This is a genomic window from Streptomyces sp. NPDC023723 (assembly GCF_040639815.1).
Classification (GTDB): Bacteria; Actinomycetota; Actinomycetes; order Streptomycetales; family Streptomycetaceae; genus Streptomyces.
On the sequence record NZ_JBFAAP010000022.1, the window covers coordinates 14,892 to 38,451 of the forward strand.

19 protein-coding genes and 2 tRNA genes are annotated in these 23,560 nt (G+C 71.5%); 7 read left to right on the forward strand and 14 right to left on the reverse strand.

What is annotated here, in order from left to right; translation table 11 throughout:
- Positions 1-5 precede the first annotated feature (5 nt).
- Positions 6-1,499, reverse strand: a complete 1,494-nt coding sequence (locus AB0G32_RS22495) for a folylpolyglutamate synthase/dihydrofolate synthase family protein (RefSeq protein WP_361165937.1) — start codon at positions 1,497-1,499, stop codon at positions 6-8.
- Between the two features lie 142 nt (positions 1,500-1,641).
- Positions 1,642-4,266, reverse strand: coding sequence for a valine--tRNA ligase (locus AB0G32_RS22500; RefSeq protein ID WP_361165940.1), 2,625 nt, complete (start codon positions 4,264-4,266; stop codon positions 1,642-1,644).
- Between the two features lie 136 nt (positions 4,267-4,402).
- Between AB0G32_RS22500 and AB0G32_RS22505 the strand changes: the two genes are divergently transcribed.
- On the forward strand, positions 4,403-5,479 hold the full coding sequence (locus AB0G32_RS22505; RefSeq protein ID WP_361165948.1) for a hypothetical protein: 1,077 nt from the start codon (positions 4,403-4,405) through the stop codon (positions 5,477-5,479).
- Between the two features lie 62 nt (positions 5,480-5,541).
- Here the strand turns inward: AB0G32_RS22505 and clpX are convergent, their stop codons facing one another.
- From clpX to AB0G32_RS22530, 5 genes are all read right to left on the reverse strand, one after another.
- Positions 5,542-6,828 carry an ATP-dependent Clp protease ATP-binding subunit ClpX gene (gene clpX, locus AB0G32_RS22510; protein ID WP_361165951.1) on the reverse strand — a complete coding sequence of 429 codons (1,287 nt, stop codon included), beginning with the start codon at positions 6,826-6,828 and terminating at the stop codon, positions 5,542-5,544.
- Between the two features lie 185 nt (positions 6,829-7,013).
- Entirely contained in the window at positions 7,014-7,694 is a 681-nt protein-coding gene (locus AB0G32_RS22515; RefSeq protein ID WP_361165954.1) for an ATP-dependent Clp protease proteolytic subunit, read from the reverse strand.
- Between the two features lie 53 nt (positions 7,695-7,747).
- The gene (locus AB0G32_RS22520) at positions 7,748-8,353 is read right to left on the reverse strand and encodes an ATP-dependent Clp protease proteolytic subunit (protein ID WP_051005918.1); all 606 of its coding nucleotides are present in this window, start codon (positions 8,351-8,353) and stop codon (positions 7,748-7,750) included.
- A gap of 348 nt (positions 8,354-8,701) precedes the next feature.
- A complete protein-coding gene (tig, locus tag AB0G32_RS22525; RefSeq protein ID WP_361165957.1) occupies positions 8,702-10,096 on the reverse strand; it encodes a trigger factor in 1,395 nt (464 codons plus the stop codon).
- Between the two features lie 202 nt (positions 10,097-10,298).
- Positions 10,299-10,375, reverse strand: a tRNA-Pro gene (locus AB0G32_RS22530).
- 130 nt (positions 10,376-10,505) lie between these two features.
- Between AB0G32_RS22530 and AB0G32_RS22535 the strand changes: the two genes are divergently transcribed.
- Positions 10,506-10,579 (forward strand) — tRNA-Gly (locus tag AB0G32_RS22535).
- A 47-nt stretch (positions 10,580-10,626) separates the two neighbouring features.
- On the opposite strand, the gene AB0G32_RS22540 is transcribed toward AB0G32_RS22535, so the two are convergent.
- Positions 10,627-10,821, reverse strand: a complete 195-nt coding sequence (locus tag AB0G32_RS22540; RefSeq protein WP_320773049.1) for a hypothetical protein — start codon at positions 10,819-10,821, stop codon at positions 10,627-10,629.
- Between the two features lie 470 nt (positions 10,822-11,291).
- Here AB0G32_RS22540 and AB0G32_RS22545 point away from each other — a divergent pair, with 470 nt between their 5' ends.
- A complete protein-coding gene (locus AB0G32_RS22545; protein ID WP_361165961.1) occupies positions 11,292-12,386 on the forward strand; it encodes an acyltransferase family protein in 1,095 nt (364 codons plus the stop codon).
- On the opposite strand, the gene AB0G32_RS22550 is transcribed toward AB0G32_RS22545, so the two are convergent.
- Together AB0G32_RS22550 and AB0G32_RS22555 are read right to left on the reverse strand one after the other, a co-directional pair.
- A complete protein-coding gene (locus AB0G32_RS22550; protein WP_361166166.1) occupies positions 12,383-12,838 on the reverse strand; it encodes an HD domain-containing protein in 456 nt (151 codons plus the stop codon). The genes AB0G32_RS22545 and AB0G32_RS22550 overlap by 4 nt on opposite strands.
- Before the next feature lie 84 nt (positions 12,839-12,922).
- On the reverse strand, positions 12,923-14,125 hold the full coding sequence (locus AB0G32_RS22555) for a PP2C family protein-serine/threonine phosphatase (protein WP_361165964.1): 1,203 nt from the start codon (positions 14,123-14,125) through the stop codon (positions 12,923-12,925).
- A gap of 164 nt (positions 14,126-14,289) precedes the next feature.
- On the opposite strand from AB0G32_RS22555, the gene AB0G32_RS22560 reads away from it, so the two are divergent.
- On the forward strand, positions 14,290-15,552 hold the full coding sequence (locus AB0G32_RS22560) for a GNAT family N-acetyltransferase (protein ID WP_361165967.1): 1,263 nt from the start codon (positions 14,290-14,292) through the stop codon (positions 15,550-15,552).
- A gap of 107 nt (positions 15,553-15,659) precedes the next feature.
- Here the strand turns inward: AB0G32_RS22560 and AB0G32_RS22565 are convergent, their stop codons facing one another.
- Positions 15,660-16,472 (reverse strand): DNA-formamidopyrimidine glycosylase family protein, encoded by an 813-nt coding sequence (locus AB0G32_RS22565; protein WP_361165970.1) that lies wholly within the window; start codon positions 16,470-16,472, stop codon positions 15,660-15,662.
- Between the two features lie 59 nt (positions 16,473-16,531).
- On the reverse strand, positions 16,532-17,017 hold the full coding sequence (locus AB0G32_RS22570; RefSeq protein ID WP_361165973.1) for a ribose-5-phosphate isomerase: 486 nt from the start codon (positions 17,015-17,017) through the stop codon (positions 16,532-16,534).
- 76 nt (positions 17,018-17,093) lie between these two features.
- Between AB0G32_RS22570 and AB0G32_RS22575 the strand changes: the two genes are divergently transcribed.
- A complete protein-coding gene (locus AB0G32_RS22575; protein WP_361165976.1) occupies positions 17,094-18,557 on the forward strand; it encodes an amino acid permease in 1,464 nt (487 codons plus the stop codon).
- Here the strand turns inward: AB0G32_RS22575 and AB0G32_RS22580 are convergent.
- On the reverse strand, positions 18,544-20,145 hold the full coding sequence (locus AB0G32_RS22580) for a serine/threonine-protein kinase (protein WP_361165979.1): 1,602 nt from the start codon (positions 20,143-20,145) through the stop codon (positions 18,544-18,546). The genes AB0G32_RS22575 and AB0G32_RS22580 overlap by 14 nt on opposite strands.
- 183 nt (positions 20,146-20,328) lie before the next feature.
- Here AB0G32_RS22580 and AB0G32_RS22585 point away from each other — a divergent pair, with 183 nt between their 5' ends.
- A complete protein-coding gene (locus AB0G32_RS22585; protein WP_361165982.1) occupies positions 20,329-21,063 on the forward strand; it encodes a hypothetical protein in 735 nt (244 codons plus the stop codon).
- Positions 21,064-21,145: 82 nt separating this feature from the next.
- Here the strand turns inward: AB0G32_RS22585 and AB0G32_RS22590 are convergent, their stop codons facing one another.
- Positions 21,146-21,727 carry a biotin transporter BioY gene (locus tag AB0G32_RS22590; protein ID WP_361165985.1) on the reverse strand — a complete coding sequence of 194 codons (582 nt, stop codon included), beginning with the start codon at positions 21,725-21,727 and terminating at the stop codon, positions 21,146-21,148.
- A gap of 515 nt (positions 21,728-22,242) precedes the next feature.
- On the opposite strand from AB0G32_RS22590, the gene AB0G32_RS22595 reads away from it, so the two are divergent.
- Positions 22,243-23,448 carry an ROK family transcriptional regulator gene (locus AB0G32_RS22595; protein WP_361165988.1) on the forward strand — a complete coding sequence of 402 codons (1,206 nt, stop codon included), beginning with the start codon at positions 22,243-22,245 and terminating at the stop codon, positions 23,446-23,448.
- The last annotated feature ends 112 nt before the right edge of the window (positions 23,449-23,560 follow it).

Consider the following 23,560-nt stretch of genomic DNA (forward strand, 5'->3'; position numbering starts at 1 on the left):
GGCGGTCAGCCCCTTCCCAGCAGCAGTCGGGCCTCGCCGACGGTGATGACGGAACCGGTGACGAGGACGCCGCCGCCGGCGAACTCGCCCTCCTCCTCGGCCAGCGTGATCGCCGCCTCCAGGGCGTCCGGCAGCCGCGGCTCGACCTGTACCCGGTCGTCGCCGAACACCTCGACGGCGATGCCCGCCAGCGTGTCGGCGTCCATCGCGCGGTGGCTGGAGTTCTGGGTGACGACGATCTCCGCGAAGAGCGGCTCGAAGGCCTCCAGGAGCCCCCGGACGTTCTTGTCGCCGCTCGCGCCGACCACGCCGATCAGCCGGCTGAAGTCGAACGCCTCCCGCACCGCCTCGGCGGTGGCGCGGGCGCCGGCCGGGTTGTGTGCGGCGTCCAGCACGACGGTCGGGGAGGTCCGTACCACCTCCAGGCGGCCAGGCGAGGCGACGGCGGCGAACGCCTTGCGGACGGCGTCGATGTCCAGCGGGTCGGGGCGCTGGGCGCCCACGCCGAAGAACGCCTCCACGGCGGCGAGCGCCACCGCGGCGTTGTGCGCCTGGTAGGGGCCGTGCAGCGGAAGGTAGACCTCGGGGTACTCGCCGCCCAGGCCGCGCAGGGTGAGCAGCTGCCCGCCGACGGCGACCTGCCGGGCCACGACGCCGAACTCGAGGCCCTCGCGGGCCACCGTGGCGTCCACCTCGACGGCCTTCTTCAGCAGCACCTGCGCCGCGTCCACCGGCTGCTGGGCCAGGATCACGGTGGCGTCCTGCTTGATGATCCCGGACTTCTCGCCGGCGATCTCGGCGGTGGTGTTCCCGAGCCGGTCGGTGTGGTCGAGGTCGATGGGGGTGACGACGGCGACGTCCCCGTCGATGACGTTGGTGGCGTCCCAGCTGCCGCCCATGCCGACCTCGACGACGGCCACGTCGACCGGGGCGTCCGCGAAGGCGGCGTACGCCATGCCGGTGAGCACCTCGAAGAAGGACAGCCGGTATTCCTGCTGCCCGTCGACCATCTCGACGTACGGCTTGACGTCCTGGTACGTCTCGATGAACCGCTCGGCGGAGACGGGGGCGCCGTCCAGACTGATCCGCTCGGTGATCGACTGGACGTGCGGCGACGTGTACCGGCCGGTGCGCAGCTCGAAGGCGCCGAGCAGGGCCTCGACCATGCGGGCGGTGGAGGTCTTGCCGTTGGTGCCGGTGATGTGGATCGAGGGGTACGAGCGCTGCGGCTCGCCCAGCACGTCCATCAGCGCGGCGATCCGGGCGACGGACGGCTCCAGCTTGGTCTCGCCCCAGCGGGTGGCGAGCTCGGCCTCGACCTCGCGCAGCGCCTGGTCGACCTCGGGGTCCTCGGGGCGGGCGGGCACGTCGGCCTCCGGGGGGCCGCCCTGGGTGCGCAGGGTGCGGCTGCCGGCCTCGATGACGGCGAGGTCGGGGTCGCGGGTGGTCTGCTCCGCGATCAGCTCGTCGAAGGCGTCGGACTCGTTCTGGTCGCTCACGGGACCAGTCTACGGAGCGGGACCGACAGAGCGCCCAGGGAGTGGGGGGTACCGGTTGTCGGGCGGGCGCGGGGAACGTTGTGGCTGGTCGCGCCCACGCGGCGGAGCCGCACATCGACACGGCCCCGCGCCCCTGGGTCGGCTACCGCTGAGGCAACCTGTCCAGCTGGGCCGTCAGGCGGGTGATGTCCTCGTCCGCCTTGGCCAGCCGTCCCCGGATCTTGTCGACCACCTGGTCCGGGGCCTTGGCCAGGAACGCCTCGTTGCCGAGCTTGGCGGTGGCCTGGGCCTTCTCCTTCTCGGCGGCGGCGAGGTCCTTGGCCAGGCGCTTGCGCTCGGCGGCGACGTCGATCGTGCCGGAGAGGTCGAGGGCGACCTCGGCGCCGGCCACCGGCAGGGTCGCGGTGGCCGTGAAGGACTCGCCCTCCGGCTGGAGGCGCAGCAGCTGGCGGATGGCCGGCTCGTGCGGGGCGAGCGCCGTGCCGTCCAGCGCGAGGCGGGCCGGGACCCGCTGGCCGGGCTGGAGGCCCTGGTCGGCGCGGAACCGGCGGACCTCGGTGATGACGGACTGGAGGGTCTCGATCTCCCGCTCGGCGGCCGCGTCCCGGAAGCCGCTGTCGGACGGCCACTGGGCGACGACGACCGACTCGCCGCCGGTCAGCGTGGTCCACAGCTCCTCGGTGACGAACGGGACGACCGGGTGCAGCAGCCGCAGCGTGACGTCGAGGACCTCGCCGAGGACGCGCTTACCGGCCTCGGCGGCGGCGCCGCCCGCCTGGAACGTGGTCTTGGACAGCTCGACGTACCAGTCGAAGACCTCGTCCCACGCGAAGTGGTAGAGCGCGTCGGAGACCTTGGCGAACTGGTAGTCCTCGTAGAACGCGTCGACGGCGGCGACGGTCTCGTTCAGCCGGGACAGGATCCAGCGGTCCGTCGGGGACATCGCGGCGGTGTCCGGCAGCGGGCCCTCGATGGTGGCGCCGTTCATCATCGCGAACCGGGTGGCGTTCCAGATCTTGTTCGCGAAGTTGCGGGACGCCTGCACCCAGTCCTCGCCGATCGGCACGTCGGTGCCGGGGTTGGCGCCACGGGCCAGGGTGAAGCGGACGGCGTCGGAGCCGTAGGTGTCCATCCAGTCCAGCGGGTCGACCACGTTGCCGAACGACTTCGACATCTTCTTGCCGCGCTCGTCGCGGACCAGGCCGGTCAGCGCGATGGTCTTGAAGGGGACCTCGCCGTCCATCGCGTACAGGCCGAACATCATCATCCGGGCGACCCAGAAGAAGATGATGTCGTGGCCGGTCAGCAGGACGTCGGTCGGGTAGAACTTCGCGAGGTCGTCGGTCCGCCCGGGCCAGCCGAGGGTGGAGAACGGCCACAGGCCGGACGAGAACCAGGTGTCCAGGACGTCGGTCTCCTGGTGCCAGCCCGCACCGGTGGGCGGCTCCTCGTCGGGGCCGACGCAGACGATCTCGCCGTCCGGGCCGTACCAGACCGGGATGCGGTGGCCCCACCACAGCTGGCGCGAGATGCACCAGTCGTGCATGTTGTCGACCCAGTCGAAGTAGCGCTTCGACATGTCCTCGGGGTGGATCGCGACCCGGCCGTCGCGGACCGCGTCGCCGGCCGCCTTGGCCAGCGGGGCGACCTTGACCCACCACTGCATGGACAGGCGCGGCTCGACGGTGGTCTTGCAGCGCGAGCAGTGGCCCACCGAGTGGACGTAGGGGCGCTTCTCGGCGACGATCCGGCCCTGCTCGCGCAGTGCGGCGACGATCGTGGAGCGGGCCTCGAAACGGTCCAGGCCCTCGAAGGGACCGTGCGCGGTGATGACACCGCGCTCGTCCATGACGGTGATCGACTCCAGGTCGTGCCGCCGGCCGATGGCGAAGTCGTTCGGGTCGTGGGCCGGGGTGACCTTGACGGCGCCGGTGCCGAACTCCGGGTCGACGTGGGCGTCGGCGACGACCGGGATGGTCCGGTCGGTCAGCGGCAGCTTGATCCGCTTGCCGACCAGGTGCGTGTACCGCTCGTCGTCGGGGTGGACGGCGACGGCCGTGTCACCGAGCATCGTCTCGGCCCGGGTGGTGGCGACGACCAGGGTCTCGTCCCCCTCCCCGTAGCGGATGGAGACCAGCTCGCCGTCGTCCTCCTGGTACTCGACCTCGATGTCGGAGATGGCGGTCAGACAGCGCGGGCACCAGTTGATGATGCGCTCGGCGCGGTAGATCAGGCCGTCGTCGTAGAGGCGCTTGAAGATGGTGCCGACGGCGCTGGACAGGCCCTCGTCCATCGTGAAGCGCTCACGCGACCAGTCGACGCCGTCGCCCAGGCGCCGCATCTGGCCGAGGATCCGGCCGCCGTACTCCTCCTTCCACTGCCACACCCGGCGGACGAACTCCTCGCGGCCGAGGTCGTGCCGGGACTTGCCCTCCTCGGCGAGCTGCTGCTCGACCTTGTTCTGGGTGGCGATGCCGGCGTGGTCCATGCCGGGCAGCCACAGCGCCTCGAAGCCCTGCATCCGCTTGCGGCGGGTCAGCGCGTCCATCAGCGTGTGCTGGAAGGCGTGGCCCAGGTGGAGCGAGCCGGTGACGTTGGGCGGCGGGATGACGATGGTGTACGGGGGCTTCTCGCTCTTCGCGTCGGCGGTGAAGTAGCCCCGTTCCACCCAGCGCTCGTACAGCTTCCCCTCTACGTCGGCCGGCGTGTACTGGGTCGGCAGATCGGTCGTGGGCGCTGATTGCGGCTGCTGAGTGTTCTCGGTCACCGGGCCAGTTTAGAGGTGTCGCCGCCGTGTCCCGAAACGCGTTTCGTTTGTAACGGTGCGACCCCCGGTGCCCGGTGCGGGCGGCTTCTGGGACAGGATGTCAGGAACGCGTAAGCATCTGGAGGGGAACCCAGAGATGAGCCAGAACCAGCCGGGGCCGTACGGCGGGCAGCAGCCCCCGGGGCCCGGTCCGCAGCCCGGCCCGTACGGGCAGCCGGGACCGTACGGCCAGCCGCCGCAGCCACCGCAGGCCCCGGCGCCGCAGCCCGGCTACGGCTATCCGCAGCAGCCGGGCACCCCTCCGCAGACCCCGCCGCAGCCCGGCTACGGCTATCCGCAGCAGCCACCGCAGGGCGTACCCCCGCAGGGCATGCCCCCGCAGGGCGGCCCCTACGGTCAGCAGCCCCCGTACGGGCAGCAGCCGCCGGCCTACGGTCAGCAGCCCGGGTACGGGCAGCAGCCGCCGTACGGCCAGCCGCCCTACGGACAGCAGCCCTACGGTGTGCCCCAGCCGCCGCCCGGCGGGAGCGGCAAGAAGACGGCCGCGCTGGTCGTCGGGGCGGTCGCGGTGGTCGCCGCCATCGCGGTGGGCGCGTACTTCGTCCTCGGCACGGGCGGCGGCTCCAGCTCCGTGGCCGACGACGGCGCGCACAAGCTGACGGCGCCGAAGACGGTGCTGGGCGACTACAAGCTGCTCTCCGACAGCGGTACCGAAAGCTCCGACTCCGACACGGACTTCGCGGAGAGCGGCGTCAAGAACGGCACGTCCGTGATCGGTGTGTACAGCACCATGAGCCTGGACGACTACGACCTCAGCGACCCGGACTCCCTCGACTCCCTGTCGACCGACTTCTCGACGATCACCTTCGTCGGCGCCTACGGGGAGATCGAGGACCCCGAGGCCGCGCTGGACACCTTCTTCTCCCGGGCGGCGAAGTCGTCCTCGGAGGGTTCCACCGACAGCGCCAGCAGCGCGCCCGAACTCGTCGGTGAGCCCGAGGACGTGGACATCGACGGCGCCGTCATGCAGTGCCAGGAGGCCGCCGGCCTCAACCCGGTCAGCAAGAAGCAGAAGTCCGACTGGTTCTGCGCCTGGGCGGACCACAGCACCATCGCCATGGTGTCGCCGGGCGAGGTCGAGGCCGACATGAGCAAGGACAAGGCCGTGGAGCTCACCAAGAAGCTGCGCGCCGAGGTCCGCGTCAAGGCGTAGCCCGCACAGCGCGGTGGGGCCCCGGTCACCGTGACCGGGGCCCCACTTACAGCATTGCGCCGCTACGCCGTCTTCTGCTCGCCGGGGCCGCGGCCGCGCGAGTCCCGCGGGATCAGCGTCGGGTTGACGTTGGAGAGGACCACGTCGGCGGTGATGACGACCCGGGCGACGTCCTTGCGGGACGGCACCTCGTACATCACGCCCTGGAGGACCTCCTCCATGATGGCGCGCAGGCCGCGGGCGCCGGTCTGGCGCAGGATCGCCTGGTCGGCGATGGCCTCCAGCGCCTCGCGCTCGAAGTCCAGTTCCACACCGTCGAGTTCGAACAGCCGTTGGTACTGCTTCACCAGCGCGTTGCGCGGCTCGACGAGGATCTGGAGCAGGGCCTCGCGGTCGAGGTTGTGCACGGAGGTGATCACCGGCAGCCGGCCGATGAACTCCGGGATCATGCCGAACTTCACCAGGTCCTCCGGCATGACCTGCTGGAAGTGGTCCTGGGACTCGCGCTCCCGCTTGGAGCGGATCTGCGCGCCGAAGCCGATGCCCTTGGCGCCGGCCCGGGACTCGATGATCTTCTCCAGGCCCGCGAAGGCGCCGCCCACGATGAACAGCACGTTCGTCGTGTCGATCTGGATGAACTCCTGGTGCGGGTGTTTGCGGCCGCCCTGCGGCGGCACCGAGGCCGTGGTGCCCTCCAGGATCTTCAGCAGCGCCTGCTGGACGCCCTCGCCGCTCACGTCCCGGGTGATCGACGGGTTCTCGCTCTTGCGGGCGACCTTGTCGATCTCGTCGATGTAGATGATCCCGGTCTCGGCCTTCTTGACGTCGTAGTCGGCCGCCTGGATCAGCTTCAGCAGGATGTTCTCGACGTCCTCGCCGACGTAGCCCGCCTCGGTGAGGGCGGTGGCGTCGGCGATCGCGAACGGCACGTTCAGCATCCGGGCCAGGGTCTGGGCCAGCAGGGTCTTGCCGGAGCCGGTGGGGCCCAGCAGGAGGATGTTGGACTTCGCCAGCTCGATGGCGTCCTCGCGGCTCTGCGCGCCGCCGTTCTCCCCGGCCTGGACCCGCTTGTAGTGGTTGTAGACCGCGACGGAGAGCGCCTTCTTGGCCGCCTCCTGGCCCACCACGTACCCCTCGAGGAACTCGTAGATCTCGCGGGGCTTGGGCAGCTCCTCCCAGCGCACCTCGCCGGTCTCGGCCAGCTCCTCTTCGATGATCTCGTTGCAGAGGTCGATGCACTCGTCGCAGATGTACACACCGGGCCCTGCGATGAGCTTCTTGACCTGCTTCTGGCTCTTGCCGCAGAACGAGCACTTGAGCAGATCGCCGCCGTCACCGATGCGTGCCACGGTGTGCTTCCCCTTCGCCTGGGAGACTCCTGGACGACGTGGAGACGTCCAGCGGACTCCTGGTGCTGCCTTATGTCGACGGTACCTTGCCTGGCCCCCCGTCCGGGCCCCCCTTGGCATGGTTCGCTTTGACGTGAACCACGCCAAATCATGCCAAGGGGCGGCAGACGATACAGCGTCCTGCCTCAGCGGAGGGAGGAGTTGTCCATCTTCCGGGTGGTGATGATCTGGTCGATCAGGCCGTAGGCCAGCGCGTCCTCGGCCGTGAGGATCTTGTCGCGCTCGATGTCCTCGCGGATCTTGTCGATCTCCGTGGTGGAGTGCTTGGCCAGCATCTCCTCCAGCTGCGAACGCATCCGCAGGATCTCGTTGGCGGCGATCTCCAGGTCGGAGACCTGGCCGCGGCCCGTCTCGCTGTACGGCTGGTGGATCAGCACCCGGGCGTTGGGCAGCGCCATCCGCTTGCCGGGGGTGCCGGCGGCGAGCAGGACGGCCGCGGCGGAGGCCGCCTGGCCCATGCAGACCGTCTGGATGTCCGGCTTCACGTACTGCATCGTGTCGTAGATGGCCGTGAGGGCGGTGAAGGAGCCGCCGGGGCTGTTGATGTAGATCGAGATGTCGCGGTCCGGGTCCATCGACTCCAGGCACAGCAGCTGCGCCATGACGTCGTTGGCGGAGGCGTCGTCGATCTGCACGCCGAGGAAGATCACCCGCTCTTCGAAGAGCTTGGCGTACGGGTCGTACTCGCGCACGCCCTGCGAGGTGCGCTCGACGAAGCGGGGGATGACGTAGCGGGACTCGGCCCTGGGGCCGGCGTACTCGGCGCGGGTGCGGTCGTACAGGCCGCTGCCGGGAATGTCGTTCACAGTGTCTCCTGGAAAGGGGCTGGGGCGGTCGGCTGGGGGCGTGGGAAAGGGGCTCAGGCGCCCGTGCCGCCGCCGCCCGGCATGCCCGCGGCCGTCGGGATCACGTCGTCGATGAGGCCGTACTCCTTGGCCTCGAAGGCGTCGAACCAGCGGTCGCGGTCCGAGTCGCGGGTGATCTGCTCGACCGTCTGACCGGTGTGCTGGGACGTCAGCTCGGCCATCCGCTTCTTGGTGTGCAGCAGCCGCTCGGCGTGGATCTTGATGTCCGAGGCGGAGCCGGCCAGACCGGCCGAGGGCTGGTGGATCAGGATCTCGGCGTTCGGCAGCGCGAAGCGCTTGCCGGGGGTGCCCGCGCTGAGCAGGAACTGTCCCATCGAGGCCGCCAGACCCATCGCGATCGTCACCACGTCGTTCTTGATGAACTGCATGGTGTCGTAGATCGCCATGCCGGCCGTGATCGAACCGCCCGGGCTGTTGATGTAGAGGAAGATGTCCTTGTCCGGGTCGGCGGCAAGAAGCAGCAGCTGAGCGGTGATCTTGTTGGCAATGTCGTCGTCGACCGGCTGGCCGAGGAAGATGATCCGCTCGCCGAGCAGCCGGTTGTAGACCTGGTCGCCGAGGCCACCACCGATGGAGGGCTCGCCGGCGGCTGAGGGCATCAGATTCGTCACGTATCCACCTGCTCGTCTTACGACGGCGCCGGGCCGTCTCACGTTTCCCTGCGGGGCTGGAGCCGTATCGGAGACTCCACTGCCCTCGTATTCATGGACCCTAACGCGCGGGTCCCTTCGGGGAATCCCGCGAAGTGGGGTGTTCGCCGGGGGCGTAGCGCAGGGGGTTCTCGGGGTGCGTCGGCCGCTGCGGGTTTGTGGGTGGCTGGTCGCGCCCCGCGGCGGAGCCGCATATGGGCACACCCCCGCGCCCCTGGGAACGCTGCCCTGCCGGACGGCGAGAGGGCCCCGGGGTGATCCCCAGGGCCCTCCCTGCAACCTGCGAGGTACCGGGGATCAGCCCTCGGTCTTCTCCTCGGCCGGGGTGTTCTCGGCGGAGTCGGCGGCGGCCTCGGCCGGGGCCTCGGTCTCCTCCTCCTCGTCGTCGCTCAGGTCGACGACCTCGCCGTTGGTGTCCTTGACCGTGGCCTTCTCGACCACGACGGCCAGCGCCTTGCCGCGGGCCACCTCGCCGACGAGCAGCGGGACCTGACCCTGCTCGACGACGGCCTGCGCGAACTGGTCGGGGGACATGCCGGAGGAGGACGCGCGCCGCATGAGGTGCTCGGTGAGCTCCTCCTGGTTGACGTTGAGCTTCTCCTGCTTGACCAGCTCGTCGAGGACGAACTGGGTCTTGATGCCCTTGATCGCGGCCTCGCGGGTCTCGGTCTCGAACTCCTCCTCGGTCTTGCCCTGGATCTCCAGGTACTTCGGGAGGTCGAGGCCCATCTGGCCGAGCTGGTGGTGCTCCAGGTTGTGCTTGCGGGTGCCCACCTCGTCCTCGAGCAGCTTCTCGGGGACGGGGACCTCGACCAGCTCCAGGAGCTTGTCCAGGACCCGCTCCTGGGCCTGGGTGGCCTGGTCGTACTGCTTCATGTTCTCGAGGCGCTTGCGGCTGTCGGCCTTGAGCTCGTCCAGGGTGTCGAACTCGGACGCCAGCTGCGCGAAGTCGTCGTCCAGCTCGGGCAGCTCGCGCGCGGCGACCTGGCTGACCTTGACGGTGACCTCGGCCGCCTGGCCGGCCGCCGAGCCGCCCTTCAGCTCGGAGGTGAAGGTGGCCTCGCCGCCCGCCGCCAGGCCCTTGACGGCCTCGTCGATGCCTTCGAGCAGCTCGCCGGAGCCGATGGTGTAGGAGACGCCGCTGGCGACGCCGTCCTCCAGGACCTCGCCGTCGACCTTGGCCTCCAGGTCGATGGTGACGACGTCGCCGTCCTCGGCGGCGCGCTCCACCGGGGAGGTGGAGGCGAAGCGCTCGCGGAGCTGCTCGACCGACTTGTCCAGGTCCTCGTCGGTGACCTCGACCGCGTCGACCTCGACCTCGATGCCGGAGAAGTCCGGGATCTCGATCGTCGGGCGGATGTCGACCTCGGCGGTGAAGTTCAGCGTCTCGCCGTCCTTCAGCTCCGTGATGTCGACCTCGGGCTGGCCCAGCGGGTCCACCTCGGCCTCGTTGACGGCGTCGGTGTAGAACTTCGGGAGGGCGTCGTTGACGGCCTCCTCCAGCACCGCACCGCGGCCGAACCGCTGGTCGATGACCCGGGCCGGGATCTTGCCCTTGCGGAAGCCCTTCACCGTGACCTGCTGGTTGATCTTCTTGTACGCCGCGTCGAGGCTGTCCTTGAGCTCCTCGAAGGGCACCTCGACAGTGAGCCGAACCCGAGTCGGGTTCAGGGTCTCCACGGCGCTCTTCACGGTTCGGTCTCCTTGTGGCTGACTTCTTGGGTTCTGCCGGAGCCAGAGCGGCCCGGCCGATGTTCGCCGCCCGGGAGACTGCACAGGATGAGACACACGGGCGTGCAGCTTGCATAGTAACGGCAGCGGGTACACGGCCCAAAAGGCGATCGAGGCGATCACGGCGCGATCATGCGAGGTGACCGGCCGGACGGCCGGTGGATGGTCGGGGTGGCGGGATTTGAACCCACGGCCTTCCGCTCCCAAAGCGGACGCGCTACCAAGCTGCGCCACACCCCGTCTGGTGCGATCCGTAGGGTACATGCCGACAGCCCCGCGGGCCGTCGCATTCCACGGGGTGTGCGACACAGGGGGGTGACCCGCTACGATGCCTCCAGTGCCGCGATCGGTGATCCGCGGCGCGCGCTGTGCGGGCGTAGCTCAATGGTAGAGCCCCAGTCTTCCAAACTGGCTACGCGGGTTCGATTCCCGTCGCCCGCTCCACCCAACGTCCAGGGGCCCGGTTCGGTGAACCGGGCCCCTGGGCGTTGTCAGAAGCTGATCGAGTTGATCGTCTCCGCTATCGAGTTCATGAAGCGGTTGATCGACGGCGCCATGCCGGTGGAGGCGAGGAAGAAGCCGAAGAGGACCGCGACGATCGCGGGGCCGGCCTTGAGGGATCCCCCTCGCATGAGCACCACCAGGATGATCGCCAACAGCAGCACCACAGACAGTGAAATGGCCACAACTGATCACACCCTAGGTCGGTCCGCTCTCCCGGCCCGGCGGTGCGGTCTCGCGCACCCCCGCCAGGAACCATCGTGCCACCAACCCGGCCGTCTCATGCGGCAGGTGACGCATCGTTTGGCAGACGTCTCACCGGCACACCCGGCACCGCCACCTCTCCGGCACCTCCCCGGCACCCCGTCGACACGCCTCCGGGGCTGCAACATCCGTATTTCGTACAGGAATTCGGAGAGGTAGCCGGGCGGGAAATCCGACCGGTCCGTTTCGGCTCCTCCGCCGCCCGGACACAACACGTCCGCAGTTAATTCGAATTGTTGCGGCGGGCACATCGCACCGGCTGGATTCGGATCTGGACCCACCTCCAGACCTGGGAGGATTTCGACCGGTTTGATCCGCCGTAATCGGGACAAAGGGGGTGCGTTCCAGGGGAGTTTTACGGATTCCCACAGACAACGCTAGGGTGCCTCGAATGTTCCACGCTGCCCCGTCCCCGCCCGGCAAACAACGTGACGCTTTCTTCGACAACGCCAAGTATCTGGCGATCGTGCTGGTGGCCATGGGCCACTCCTGGGAGCCGCTCAAGGGCGACAGCCGCGTCCTGGAGGGGCTGTACCAGGTGGTGTACGCCTTCCACATGCCGGCGTTCATCATCATCTCCGGTTTCTTCTCGCGCAGCTTCGACATGCGCCCGGACCGGCTGCGGCGGCTGCTCACCGGTGTCGTCGTGCCGTACGTCCTCTTCGAGACGGCGTACTCGCTCTTCAACCGCTACGCGGGCGGCTCGCCGGACCAGGAGATCAGCCTCCTGGACCCCTGGTACCTGACCTGGTTCCTGATCGCGCTGTTCGTGTGGCGGCTGACCACGCCGGTCTGGAAGCTGATCCGGTACCCGCTGCCGGTCGCCCTGGTCGTCGCCGCGCTGGCGTCCGTGACGCCGGAGATCGGGGACGACCTGGACCTCCAGCGGGTGCTCCAGTTCCTGCCGTTCTTCGTGCTGGGGCTGAGCATGCGGGCCGAGCACTTCCAGTGGGTGCGCCGCCGGTCGGTGCGGATCGCGTCGGTGCCGGTGTTCGCGGCGGCCGTGGCGGTCGGCTGGTGGACGGTGCCCCGGCTGAACACCGGCTGGTTCTACCACCGGGACGCCGCCCAGGAACTCGGCGCGCCCTGGTGGACCGGGCCGGTCATGACGCTGGCGCTGTTCGGCTGCTCGCTGCTGCTGACCGCCTGCTTCTTCGCCTGGGTGCCGGGCCGGCGGCGCTGGTTCACGGCCCTGGGCGCGGGCACGCTCTACGGCTATCTGCTGCACGGCTTCCTGATCAAGGGCGCCGGCTACCTGGGCCTGTTCGACCCCGGCTGGCTGCACACGCCGCTCGGGGAGGTCCTCGTGACCGTCCTGGCGGCGGCGGCCGTCACGCTGCTGTGCACCGCGCCGGTGCGGCGGGCCTTCCGGTTCGCGATGGAGCCGACGATGGCGTGGGCGTTCCGGCCGGACGCGGCGCAGGAGGCCCGTGCGCGCCGGCCCGTGGCGGAGCAGCGGGGCGACCGGGAGAAGGTCTCCGTCTAGCCGGCGTTCCCGTCATGGCCTGGCAGACCGAGGAGCGCGCGCATCCGCGTGTACTTCTCGGTCAGTCGTTTCCGGGTCGGCTCGGCCAGCACCGCGAGCCGGGCCGGATCGGCGTTGTGCGCCAGGTCGGCCTCCTTGACCAGCGGCGCGCCCGGGGTGGCCAGGATGCGGGCGGCGTACGCCTGCGGGGTCTCCCCCGCCCGCTTGGTGACCGCGAGCACGATGTCCTTGGTGCGGGGGCTCAGCGGGGCCGCCGCCAGCCAGGCGTGGGTCAGGGCGTCGTCCTCGACGGCGTCGTGCAGCCAGGCGGCCGCGATCTGCGCGTCGTCGCCGCCCCGGCGCCGGACGCCCGCGGCGACGGCGGCCAGGTGCTCGGCGTAGGGGCGGCCCGCCTTGTCGGTCTGGCCCGCGTGGGCGGCGCGGGCGGTGGCCTCGACCTCGGCCAGGGACAGGACGGGGGCGCCCTGTCGCCCCTGTCGCTTAGGTCTCCCCTGCCGTCCCTGCTGTCCTTGTCACTCACGTCGGTCCCGGGCATGTCAGTCGTCCGTGCCGTGCGCGTGGGCGTGCGCCTGGGCGGTGGTGGGGCCCTCGCGGCAGATCAGCAGCAGCGCCCGGTCGTCGTTGACGTCCTTGGCGACCGCCTCGATCAGGTGCCAGGCGGCGCCGTGGAAGCCGCCGGCGACATAGCGGTCGGCCTCGCCGGTGAGCCGGTCGATGCCCTCGACGATGTCCCGGTCGGAGGTCTCCACCAGTCCGTCCGTGAACAGCATCAGCACGTCGCCGGAGCGCAGCGAGCCCTTCACCGGGTCGAACTGGGCGCCGTCGTACACACCGAGCAGCGGGCCCTCGGCGGCCTTCTCCTCCCAGCGGCCGGTGCCGGCGCTGAGCTGGAGGCCCGGCGGGTGCCCGGCGGTGTACAGCTCGTAGTCGCCGGAGTCGAGGTCCAGGACCAGGTGGATGGAGGTGGCGAAGCCCTCGTCCCAGTCCTGGCGGAGCAGGTAGCCGTTGGCGGCGGGCAGGAAGGCGTGCGGGGGCAGGCTGCCCAGCAGGCCGCCGAAGGCGCCGGAGAGCAGCAGGGCGCGGGAGCCGGCGTCCATGCCCTTGCCGGAGACGTCGGTGAGGACCACTTCCAGGGTCCGGCCGCCGTTGGTCCGGGCGGCGACCACGAAGTCGCCGGAGAAGGACTGGCCGCCGGCCGGGCGCAGCGACATCTCGCGGTGCCAGCCCGGCGGCAGCTGGGGCAGCTTGCTCTGCACCCGGATGCGTTCGCGCAGGTCGAAGAGCATGGTGCCGCCGCGCCGCCAGGGCACGCCGACCCGGCTGCGGAACTGGGCGATCAGCAGGCCGATGAACCCGCAGGCCGCGACGGTCAGGACCGAGCCGGGGGTGACCCGGGAGGGGCCCTCGGTGTACGGACCGAGCTGGACCGACTCCACGATCAGCGCGGTGGCCGCGGCGGCGTACAGGCCGAGCAGGCTGGCCGGGCGCAGCAGCAGGCCGCCGGCCACGATCGGCAGGACCAGCGCGGCCGGCGAGACCCACACCGAGTTGACCATCGTGAAGCAGGCGATGACCGGCACGGTGAGCAGCAGACCGGCCAGCGCGATCCAGTCCGAGCCGTCGCCGCGGAAGTAGTCGACGGCGGATTTGCGCAGCGCGACGCGGGCCCGGTGCCACTGCTTCTTCAACCGGGCCGTGAACGTGTCGGCTTCCGCACGCCGCTGTCGTCCTGCTGCCATCAGTTCGGGACCCTATCCATCGGAGCGGGCGCTTGGCACGGGAGGTACCACTTGTCCCCCGTCCGAGGCCAGAGTTCACAGTGAACTGCACGCCGGGCCGTCGTGTGGGCCGCCGTGGGAAATTCCCCTGGCTCGCCCCGCATTGCCCTGGTAGGCATGGGCTCATGAACGCTGACGGTACGGACCGGACCACGACCGACCCGCTGGACCTGCGGGTACTGCGGCGGGACGAATGGGACAGGTGGTACGACACGCTGCTGCGGGCCTTCGGCGGGGTGCCGGAGCCGGCCGAGGAGCGGGCGCTGTTCAACTCCCTGACCGACTTCGACCGTTCGCTCGGGGTCTGGGAGGGTGACGCGTGCGTCGGGACGGCGGGCGCGTACCGGTTCCGGATGAGCGTGCCCGGCGGGGCGGAGGTGCCGACCGCCGGGGTCACCATGGTCGGGGTCGCCGCGACGCACCGGCGGCGGGGGGTGCTGACCTCGATGATGCGCCGGCAGCTGGACGACATCCGGTCCTGGGGCGAGCCGCTGGCGGCGCTGACCGCCTCCGAGCCGGCGATCTACGGCCGGTTCGGGTACGGCGCGGCGACCTTCCAGGTCAGCGCGGAGATCGACACCGGCAGGGTACGGCTGTCCGGGCCGGCCGGGACGGACGACGTACGGCTGCGGTACGCGGCGCCCGCGGAGGTCCTGGAGGTGTGCGAGGCGGTGTACGCCCGGCTGGTGCCCGGGCGGCCGGGGATGCTGGCCCGGCAGCCGGGGTGGGAGCGGCTGGGGCTGCTGGACCCGGAGAGCGGCCGGGACGGGGCGTCGCCGTTGCAGTGCGTGGTCGCCTCGCGGGACGGGGAGGTCACCGGGTACGCGCGGTTCCGGGTGCGGCCCGGGTGGGGGCAGGGCGGGGCCGAGGGCACGGTGCTGCTGACCGACCTGGAGGGGCTCGACCCGGCGACCCGGGCGGCGTTGTGGCGGTTCCTGGCGGGCATCGACCTGACGACGACGCTGAGCGTGCGCAACCGGCCGGCCGACGACGGGTGGCAGTTTCAGGTCTCCGATCTGCGGCGGTGCGTCCCGCGGCCGCGGGACGTGCTGTACGTACGGCTGGTGGACGTGGGGGCGGCGCTGGCGGCCCGGACCTACCGGGCGCCGGTGGACGTGGTGTTCGAGGTCGAGGACGCGTTCTGCCCGTGGAACGCGGGGCGCTGGCGGCTGGCCGGGAACGAGAAGGGGGCGTCCTGTGTGCCGGCCTCGGACCCGGCGGACCTGGCCCTGTCGGTGCGGGAGCTGGGCGCGGCCTATCTCGGCGGCGTGTCGCTGACCGCGCTGGGCGGCGCGGGACGGGTCCGGGAACTGCGGCCGGGGGCGCTGGCGGAGGCCGCCCTGGGCTTCGGCTCGGACCTGGCACCGTGGCTGCCGCACGGGTTCTGACGGCGGGGGCGGGTCGGGGCGTCCGCGGCGGACTTCGGGGCTTGCGGGTTTGAGAGGCGGCCGTGTCTCGCCGTGGCTGCCGCACGGGTTCTGAACGTGTCGGCCGGTCAGGGGCGGTGCTGGCAGGCCGGGCACCAGAAGAGGTTGCGGTTGGCGAGGTCGGCGGTGCGGATGTCGGTGCCGCAGAGGTGGCAGGGGCGGTTCGCGCGGCGGTAGACGTAGACCTCGCCGCCGTGGTCGTCGACGCGGGGCGGGCGGCCCATCGCCTCGGGGGTGTGCTCGGGGCGGACCGTGTCGATGCGGTTGTTGCGGACGCCCTCGCGCATCAGGGCGACCAGGTCGTGCCAGAGCGCGTCCCAGAGGGCGGGAGTGATGTCGCGTCCCGGGCGGTACGGGTCGACGCCGTGCCGGAAGAGGACCTCGGCGCGGTAGACGTTGCCGACGCCGGCGATGACCTTCTGGTCCATGAGCAGCGCGGCGATCGTCGTACGGCTGCGGGAGATCCGGGCGTGGGCGGCGGCCGGGTCGGCGTCCGCGCGCAGCGGGTCGGGGCCGAGGCGGGCGTGTATCGCGTCCTTCTCGCCCGGGGTGATCAGCGCGCAGGCGGTGGGGCCGCGCAGATCGACGTACGCGGTGTCGTTGCGCAGCCGCAGCCGGACCGTGTCGGTGGGGGGCGGCGCGGGGGCCGGGCCGAAGGCGACCTTGCCGAACAGGCCCAGGTGGATGTGGACCCAGTCGCTGTCGCGGAACCGCAGGAAGAGGTGCTTGCCGTGCGCCTCGGTGGCGGTCAGCGGCGCGCCGTCGAGCAGGGCGGCGCCGTCGGAGAACTTGCCCTGCGGGCTGGTCACCCGGACCGGCCGGCCGGCGAAGGCGGCGTCGTAGTCCTGCGCCAGCCGGTGGATGGTGTGGCCTTCCGGCACCGCTGTCTTCCTTCCCCGCCCCGTACCGCCCCGTCCCGACCCGGCTCGTCCCGGCTCGGTTACTGCTGCGGGTGGTGCGCCGGGATCGGCGGGAGGTCGCCGGTCGTCTCGTACCCGGCCAGCATGTCGATGCGGCGGATGTGGCGCTGGTCACCGGAGAACGGGGTGTTCAGGAAGATCTCGACGAACTTCGTCGCCTCCTCCGCGGAGTGCATGCGGGCGCCGACCGCGACGACGTTGGCGTCGTTGTGCTGGCGGCCGAGGGCGGCCGTCTCCTCGCTCCAGGCCAGTGCGGCGCGTACGCCCTTGACCTTGTTGGCCGCGATCTGCTCGCCGTTGCCCGAGCCGCCGATCACGACGCCGAGGGTGCCCTCGTCGGCGGCCGTCCGCTCGGCGGCCCGCAGGCAGAACGGCGGGTAGTCGTCCTGGGCGTCGTAGATGTGGGGCCCGCAGTCGACGGGCTCGTGGCCCGCGGCCTTGAGCCACTCGACGAGGTGGTTCTTGAGTTCGTAGCCCGCATGGTCGGAGCCGAGATACACGCGCATGCGTCGAGTGTGACACGCGGGCCTGGGGGAAGCAGCGTCGGGTGGACACGTCAACCGGCGCAAAGGAAGTCCATCCATGACCTCTCAGCCGACCCTGACCGGAACCGGGGGCGGCCCCGGCCGGCCCGGGGAGCCCGGGGAGCCCGGCACCGGGCTCAGGCCCGGTCTCAAGAACCGCCATCTGACCATGATCGCCATCGGTGGTGTGATCGGGGCCGGCCTGTTCGTGGGTTCCGGCACCGGTATCGCCGCCGCCGGTCCCGGCATCCTGCTGTCGTACGCGCTGGTCGGCACGCTGGTGGTGCTGGTGATGCGGATGCTGGGCGAGATGTCGGTGGCCAACCCGACCTCCGGGTCGTTCTCCGCGCACGCCGACCGGGCGCTGGGGCGGTGGGCCGGTTTCACCATCGGCTGGCTGTACTGGTTCTTCTGGGTGGTGGTGCTGGCGGTCGAGGCGACCGCCGGGGCGAAGATCCTCGAAGGGTGGGTGCCGGCCGTCCCGCAGTGGGGGTGGGCGCTGATCGTGATGGTGGTGCTGACCGCCACCAACCTGATCTCGGTGGGTTCCTACGGGGAGTTCGAGTTCTGGTTCGCCGGGATCAAGGTGGTCGCCATCGGGGTGTTCATCGTGATCGGGCTGCTGGCCGTGTTCGGGGTGCTGCCGGGGGCCGACACCGAACAGGCCGGGCTGTCCAACCTGACCGGCCACGGGGGCTTCCTGCCCAACGGGCCCGGGGCCATCCTCACCGGCGTGCTGCTCGTCGTCTTCTCCTTCATGGGCAGCGAGATCCCGACGCTGGCGGCCGGCGAGTCGGCGGACCCGGAGCGGGCGGTGGCCAAGGCGACCAACAGCGTCATCTGGCGGATCGCCGTCTTCTACCTGGGCTCGATCTTCGTCGTGGTGTGCCTGCTGCCCTGGGACAGCGCGTCGATCACCGACGACGGCTCCTACGTCGCCGCGCTGGACTCGCTCGGCATCCCGCACGCCGGGCAGATCATGAACGTCATCGTGCTGTCGGCGGTGCTGTCCTGTCTCAACTCGGGGCTGTACACCGCGTCCCGGATGGCCTTCTCGCTCGGTGAGCGCGGGGACGCGCCGAAGGGGTTCGCGCGGACCACGGCGGGCGGGGTGCCGCGCACCGCGATCCTCACCTCGGTGGCGTTCGGTTTCGTCGCCGTGTTCTTCAACTACGAGTGGCCCGACTCGGTCTTCCTCTTCCTCGTCAACTCCTCCGGCGCGGTGGCCCTGTTCGTCTGGCTGGTGATCTGCTGCTCGCAGTTGCGGATGCGGCGGATCGTCGAAGCGGAGGCGCCGGAGCGGCTGGTGGTGCGGATGTGGCTGTATCCGTATCTGACCTGGGCGACGGCGGCGTTGATCGTCTTCGTGCTGGGTTACATGCTGACCGACACCGAGCACGACGGACGGACCACGATCCTGCTGTCGCTGCTGGTGGCGGCGGTGGTGCTGGTCCTGGCGGTGGTGCGGGAGCGGGTGCGGCGGCGGGACGAGCGGGGCGAGCGGGGCGTCACAGCAGGGTGAAGCTCTTCTTGACCTTCTCGTAGACCTTCAGGGCGTCCGCCTCGGTCTCCGGCTGGTACCAGGTGTTGACCTGGTACGACTTGCCGTCCGCGGTGAAGCCGAGCAGCCGGGCGTGCCAGGGGACGTCCTTGAGGGTGAAGGTGTACTCCCAGATCACCGCGGGGTGGTCGCGGAACGTCGTCCGCGCCAGACGGATCTTGCGGTAGTTCTCGCCCTGGTGGGCGTTGCGCTCGGAGGTCTGCCAGGTCTCCAGCAGGTCGCCGCGGGCGAGCGCCGACTTGGCGACCAGTTCCTGTCGGCCGTCCGGGGCGGTGTAGTGCACCTCCGAGCCCGTTTTCACGTCCCGCCGCCAGCCGTCGGGGGGCGTCCAGGCGAAGCCGCCGGCCTCCTGCCGGGCGCCGGGCGGCAGGCTGGGCGGGCGGGAGGTGCCCTCGACGGTCTCCGAGCCGCTCGCGGACGCCGACGCGGTGGCACCGGCCTGGCCGCCGTCGCCGCCGTCGCCGCCGGCGTTCGTCGTGAGAAGGGCCGCCGTGACGGCTCCGGCGGTGAGCACGGCTGCGGCGGCGGTGAGGAGGGCGGTACGGGGGCGGAGGCGGGAGCGGGAGCGGGGGGCTGAGCTGGGGGCGGGGACGGGGACGGGTGCAGGTGTGGGTGTGGGTGTGGGGGCGAGGTGGGGTCCGTCCGGTTCGGTCGCCGGGCTGTTGGCCGTGGGGTGGGCCGGGGTGGCCGGTGGCGGCGCGGGCGTCGGTTCCGGCTCGTCCGGCAGCGGCAGCGTGGTCGGTTCGGTGACCCGCACGGTCGGGGTGTGCGGCGGGGACGCCACCGGGCGCAGGGCCGACTCGATGTCCGTCAGGCCCGGCCGGCCGGCCGGCTCCTTCTCCAGGAGGGCGGCCAGGAGGGGGGTCAGTGGCCCCGCGGCGGGCGGCAGTTCGGGCTCCTCGTAGAGCACCGCGTGCAGGGTCGCGAGGGTCGTGCCGCGGGCGAACGGGGAGCGGCCGGCCAGGGCCGCGCAGAGCGTGGCGCCGAGCGACCAGATGTCGGAGGGCGGGCCCTGCGGCCGGCCGGAGACCCGCTCGGGCGCCATGTAGTCGGGCGAGCCGACCAGCATGCCCACCATGGTGAGCGCCTTGGCGTCCTGGATCGCGGCGATGCCGAAGTCGGTGAGGACGACCCGCCGTCCGGCCGACTCCACCAGGACGTTGCCCGGCTTGATGTCCCGGTGCAGCACACCCCGGGCGTGCACCTGCCGCAGGGCCGCCACCAGGCCGAGCCCGATCCGGGCCGATTCCCGGGGGCTCAGCGGGCCCTCCTCGGCCATGATCTGCTCCAGGGAGCGGCCGACGACCAGTTCCATGACGATCCACAGGCGGTCGGCCTCCTCCACCACGTCGTAGACCCGCACGACATGCGGATGGTCGATGCGCGCGGTGGCCCGGGCCTCGCGCAGGACGCGTTCCCGGCGGGTCCGGGCGTCCTCCGCCTCGATGCCGTCCATCCGCATTTCCTTGACCGCGACCGGACGGTCGAGAATTTCGTCGGCGGCCCGCCACACCCGCCCCATTCCACCCTGGCCGATACTCTCGGCCAACCGGTAGCGTCCTGTCACCAATAACCCTGGAACACCGCCACTGTGCTCATTTCCCGGCAATCCGCCGCACCCCCTGGATTGAAACACAACGGTCACACTTGGAGACGCACCAGCATAGTGCGCGCATATCTTGTGGTACCTCTTCGAGTACTGCGGATTCAGGCGCAGCCAAGGGGGACGAACATGAGTGCGCTACGCACGAAGACCGTCACGGGATCGCTGGTGGTGGCATCTTTTTCGGCGGCCTTGATCCTTGCTCCGGTCGCCGCCGCCGATGACGACGGACCGGGGAGCGGCAAGGGGGGAAAGGCGGTCGACGCGGCACCGGCGGGTGTCGAGCTGACCACGACACTGTCCGAGAAGATCTCGGTCGACAACGGCTCGGGAAAGACGGATCTCACCGCCACGGTGAAGAACGGGGGAAACGCGGACAGCGGAAAGATCAAGCTGTGGGTGGCGGGTTTCGAGGGACTCACCGTCAACGGCGTCGAAGGCTGTTCCGAGATCGCGGAAAACAATCTTCCGGAGGGTTCCAACAGCGGTTACAACTGCGACATCGACAATCTCGCGGCGGGTGCGACCAAGTCCTACGCGGTCGACGCGACGTACGACTTGGACGAGCAGGGGAAGATCTGTCTGCCGGTGCTGAGCGGGGACGGGAAGAAGACGTTCTGGCAGCAGGGTCCGGTGCCGTTCGGGACGGCCAACCCGTCGCCGGACGCCCCCGCCACCCCGCTGCTGCTGGGCACGGACAACCAGCCGGTGGCGCCGGGCGGCGACGACGGCGGCCAGGGCGAAGACGAACTGCCCCGGACCGGTGCCGGGGGCGGCGCCGCACTGCCGCTGGGCGCGGCCGGCGCGGCGCTGGTCGCGGCGGGGGCGGCCGGGATGTGGTGGGCGCGGCGGCCCACGCGGTAGCCGGCGGCGCGCCCCGGCACGCGTACGGCCCGCCGGGTCGTCCTTCGGACCGGCGGGCCGCAGGTGGGCGCGATGCCCGGCGTCAGCGCCGGTCGGCCAGCTTCCAGGCGGTGGGCAGCACGCCCATCGCCAGGGCCGCCTTCACGGCGTCGCCGATGAGGAACGGGGTGAGTCCCGCCGCGATCGCGGCACCGGCGGACATGCCGGTGGACAGGGCCAGGTACGGGACGCCGACGGCGTAGATGATCGCCTCGCCGAGCAGCATCGCGCCGGCCGTCCGCCAGGCGGAGCGGTCGGCGCCGCGGCGGGCCAGGGCGCCCATGACCGAGGCGGCGAGGATCATGCCGAAGACGTAGCCGAGGGACGGCATGGCGGTGCCGGAGGCGCCGCCCGCGAACCACGGCACGCCCGCCATGCCGACCAGCGCGTACAGCGCGAGCGAGAGGACGCCGCGGCCGGCGCCGAGGGCGGTGCCGACCAGGAGCGCGGCGAAGGTCTGGCCGGTCACCGGCACCGGGGAGCCGGGGACGGGCACGGCTATCTGGGCCGCGAGGCCGGTGAGCGCGGCGCCGCCGGCCACGAGCGCGGCATCCCGCACTCGGGAGGCGGGGAGCAGGTCGGCGAGGACCCGGCCGGGACGGGCGAGGACGGTGGCGGTGCTCATGGGGCCTCCGCGGGCGATGGTGGACAGTTCGGGAACATCGTGACGCTATACCGCCGCACTGACACGGATCACCGTCGGCGCCCCACAAAGGCGGCGACCGGGGCTTGGTTGGCTTCGGACAACGGGGGCGGACTACACCGTTCCGGAGGTGACACCGGTCACGCGAGTGCGGTGACGTGGCTCGCGAGGGCCGGCGCGGACTCACCGGGGAGCGGGCGGCGGGCTCGCCGGGTGGACACGGCTGACCGGCGCCCCGAACCCGCGCCCCGTCTCGCCCGTCGGGCGCCGTCTAAACAAAAGCGGGCCGCTTTGCTAGCTTCGCCGGCATGGTCGCCCAGGCCCGGAACTTCTCCTCGCGTCGCCATGTCGATCTGCGGCGCGTGGACACGGCCGCCTGTCGCCGCGGGTAGCGGGGCCGGCGGAGCGGATCCGGTGTGCCCCGGTTCACCGGGTCCGGCGCGCTGCCGTGCCGGACTCGATTCCCCCGAGGACCCGAGGCCCCGAGGAAGTTCCCCATGCCCCGTACCGCGACCGCCCGTCCCCTCCCCTCCCCCACCGTCAGGGCCGCCGACAGCGACCGGCTGCGCACCTCCGCCAGTGCCGTACTGCGGTGCGTGCTGGCGCACGGGCCGGTGCCGCGCAGCACCATCGCCCGGCTCACCGGTCTGTCCCCGGCCTCGGTGACCGGCCACTGCGCCCGGCTGGCCCGGCTCGGACTCATCCGCGAGACCCCGCCGCCGCGCTCGCGTGCGGTGGGGCGACCGCATCTGCCGGTGGACATCGACACCTCGCGCCTGGTGGTGGGCGCGGTGCATGTGGCGGTGCCGTACACCACGGTGGCGCTGCTCGACCCGCGCGGCCGGGTGCTGGCCGAGCGGCGGCTGCCGCACGGGCCGGCCGGTGCGGCGCCGGCCCAGGTGCTGGCGCGGGCCGCCGACGCGCTGGCCCAGTTGCTGGAACGGGCCGGGGACAGCGTGCCGGCGGCGGTCGGTTTCGCGGCCGGCGGCTGGGTGGACCGGGCGGCCGGCACCGTCGTCGAGCATCCGCTGCTGGGCTGGCGGGACGTACCGGTGCGGGAGTTGCTCGGCGCCCGGACCGGGCTGCCGGTCCAGGTCGACGGGCACGCGCGGGCGCTGGTGAACGCGGAGCGGCTGTTCGGGCGGGCGCGCGGCAGCCGCAGTGTGCTGCACCTGTTCGTGGGCAATGTGGTCGACGCGGCGTTCGCCACCGGCGACGAGGTGCATCACGGGCCGCGTTCGCAGGCCGGGGCGATCGCCCATCTGCCGGTGCCGGGCGGCACCGAGCCCTGCGGCTGCGGACGCACCGGCTGCCTCCAGGCGGAGCTGAGCGAGCGGACGCTGTGCCGGCGGGCCCGGGCGGCCGGGCTCGCCGTCGGCGACGACCCGACGCGGGTGCTCGGCGCGGCGGCGGACGGCGACCCGCGGGCGGTACGGCTGCTGACCGACCGGGCGCGGGCGGTGGGCCGGGCGGCGGGGCTGCTGCTCGACGTGCTCAATCCGGAGACGGTGGTGGTGACGGAGATCGGCGCCATGCACCGGGAGGACTGCCTGGCGGCGCTCCGCGCGGCGGTCGGCGCGGGCCGGGCGGGGGGCGTGGCGGCGAGCAGTTTCCGCCGGTCGCCGCTGGCCGTGGCGGGCGGCGCGGTGGTCCTGGACGACCTGTACCGGGATCCGCTGGGCCGCTCACCTGTGGTCATTTAATTCAGAAACTCCGAATGTTGACACCGGTCGCACGCCGCTTGGAGCATCGTGTCCATGAGCCCGCTCAAGAACTGTCGCGCCTTCTGTTGCTGACACGCCGACGCCTCTGACG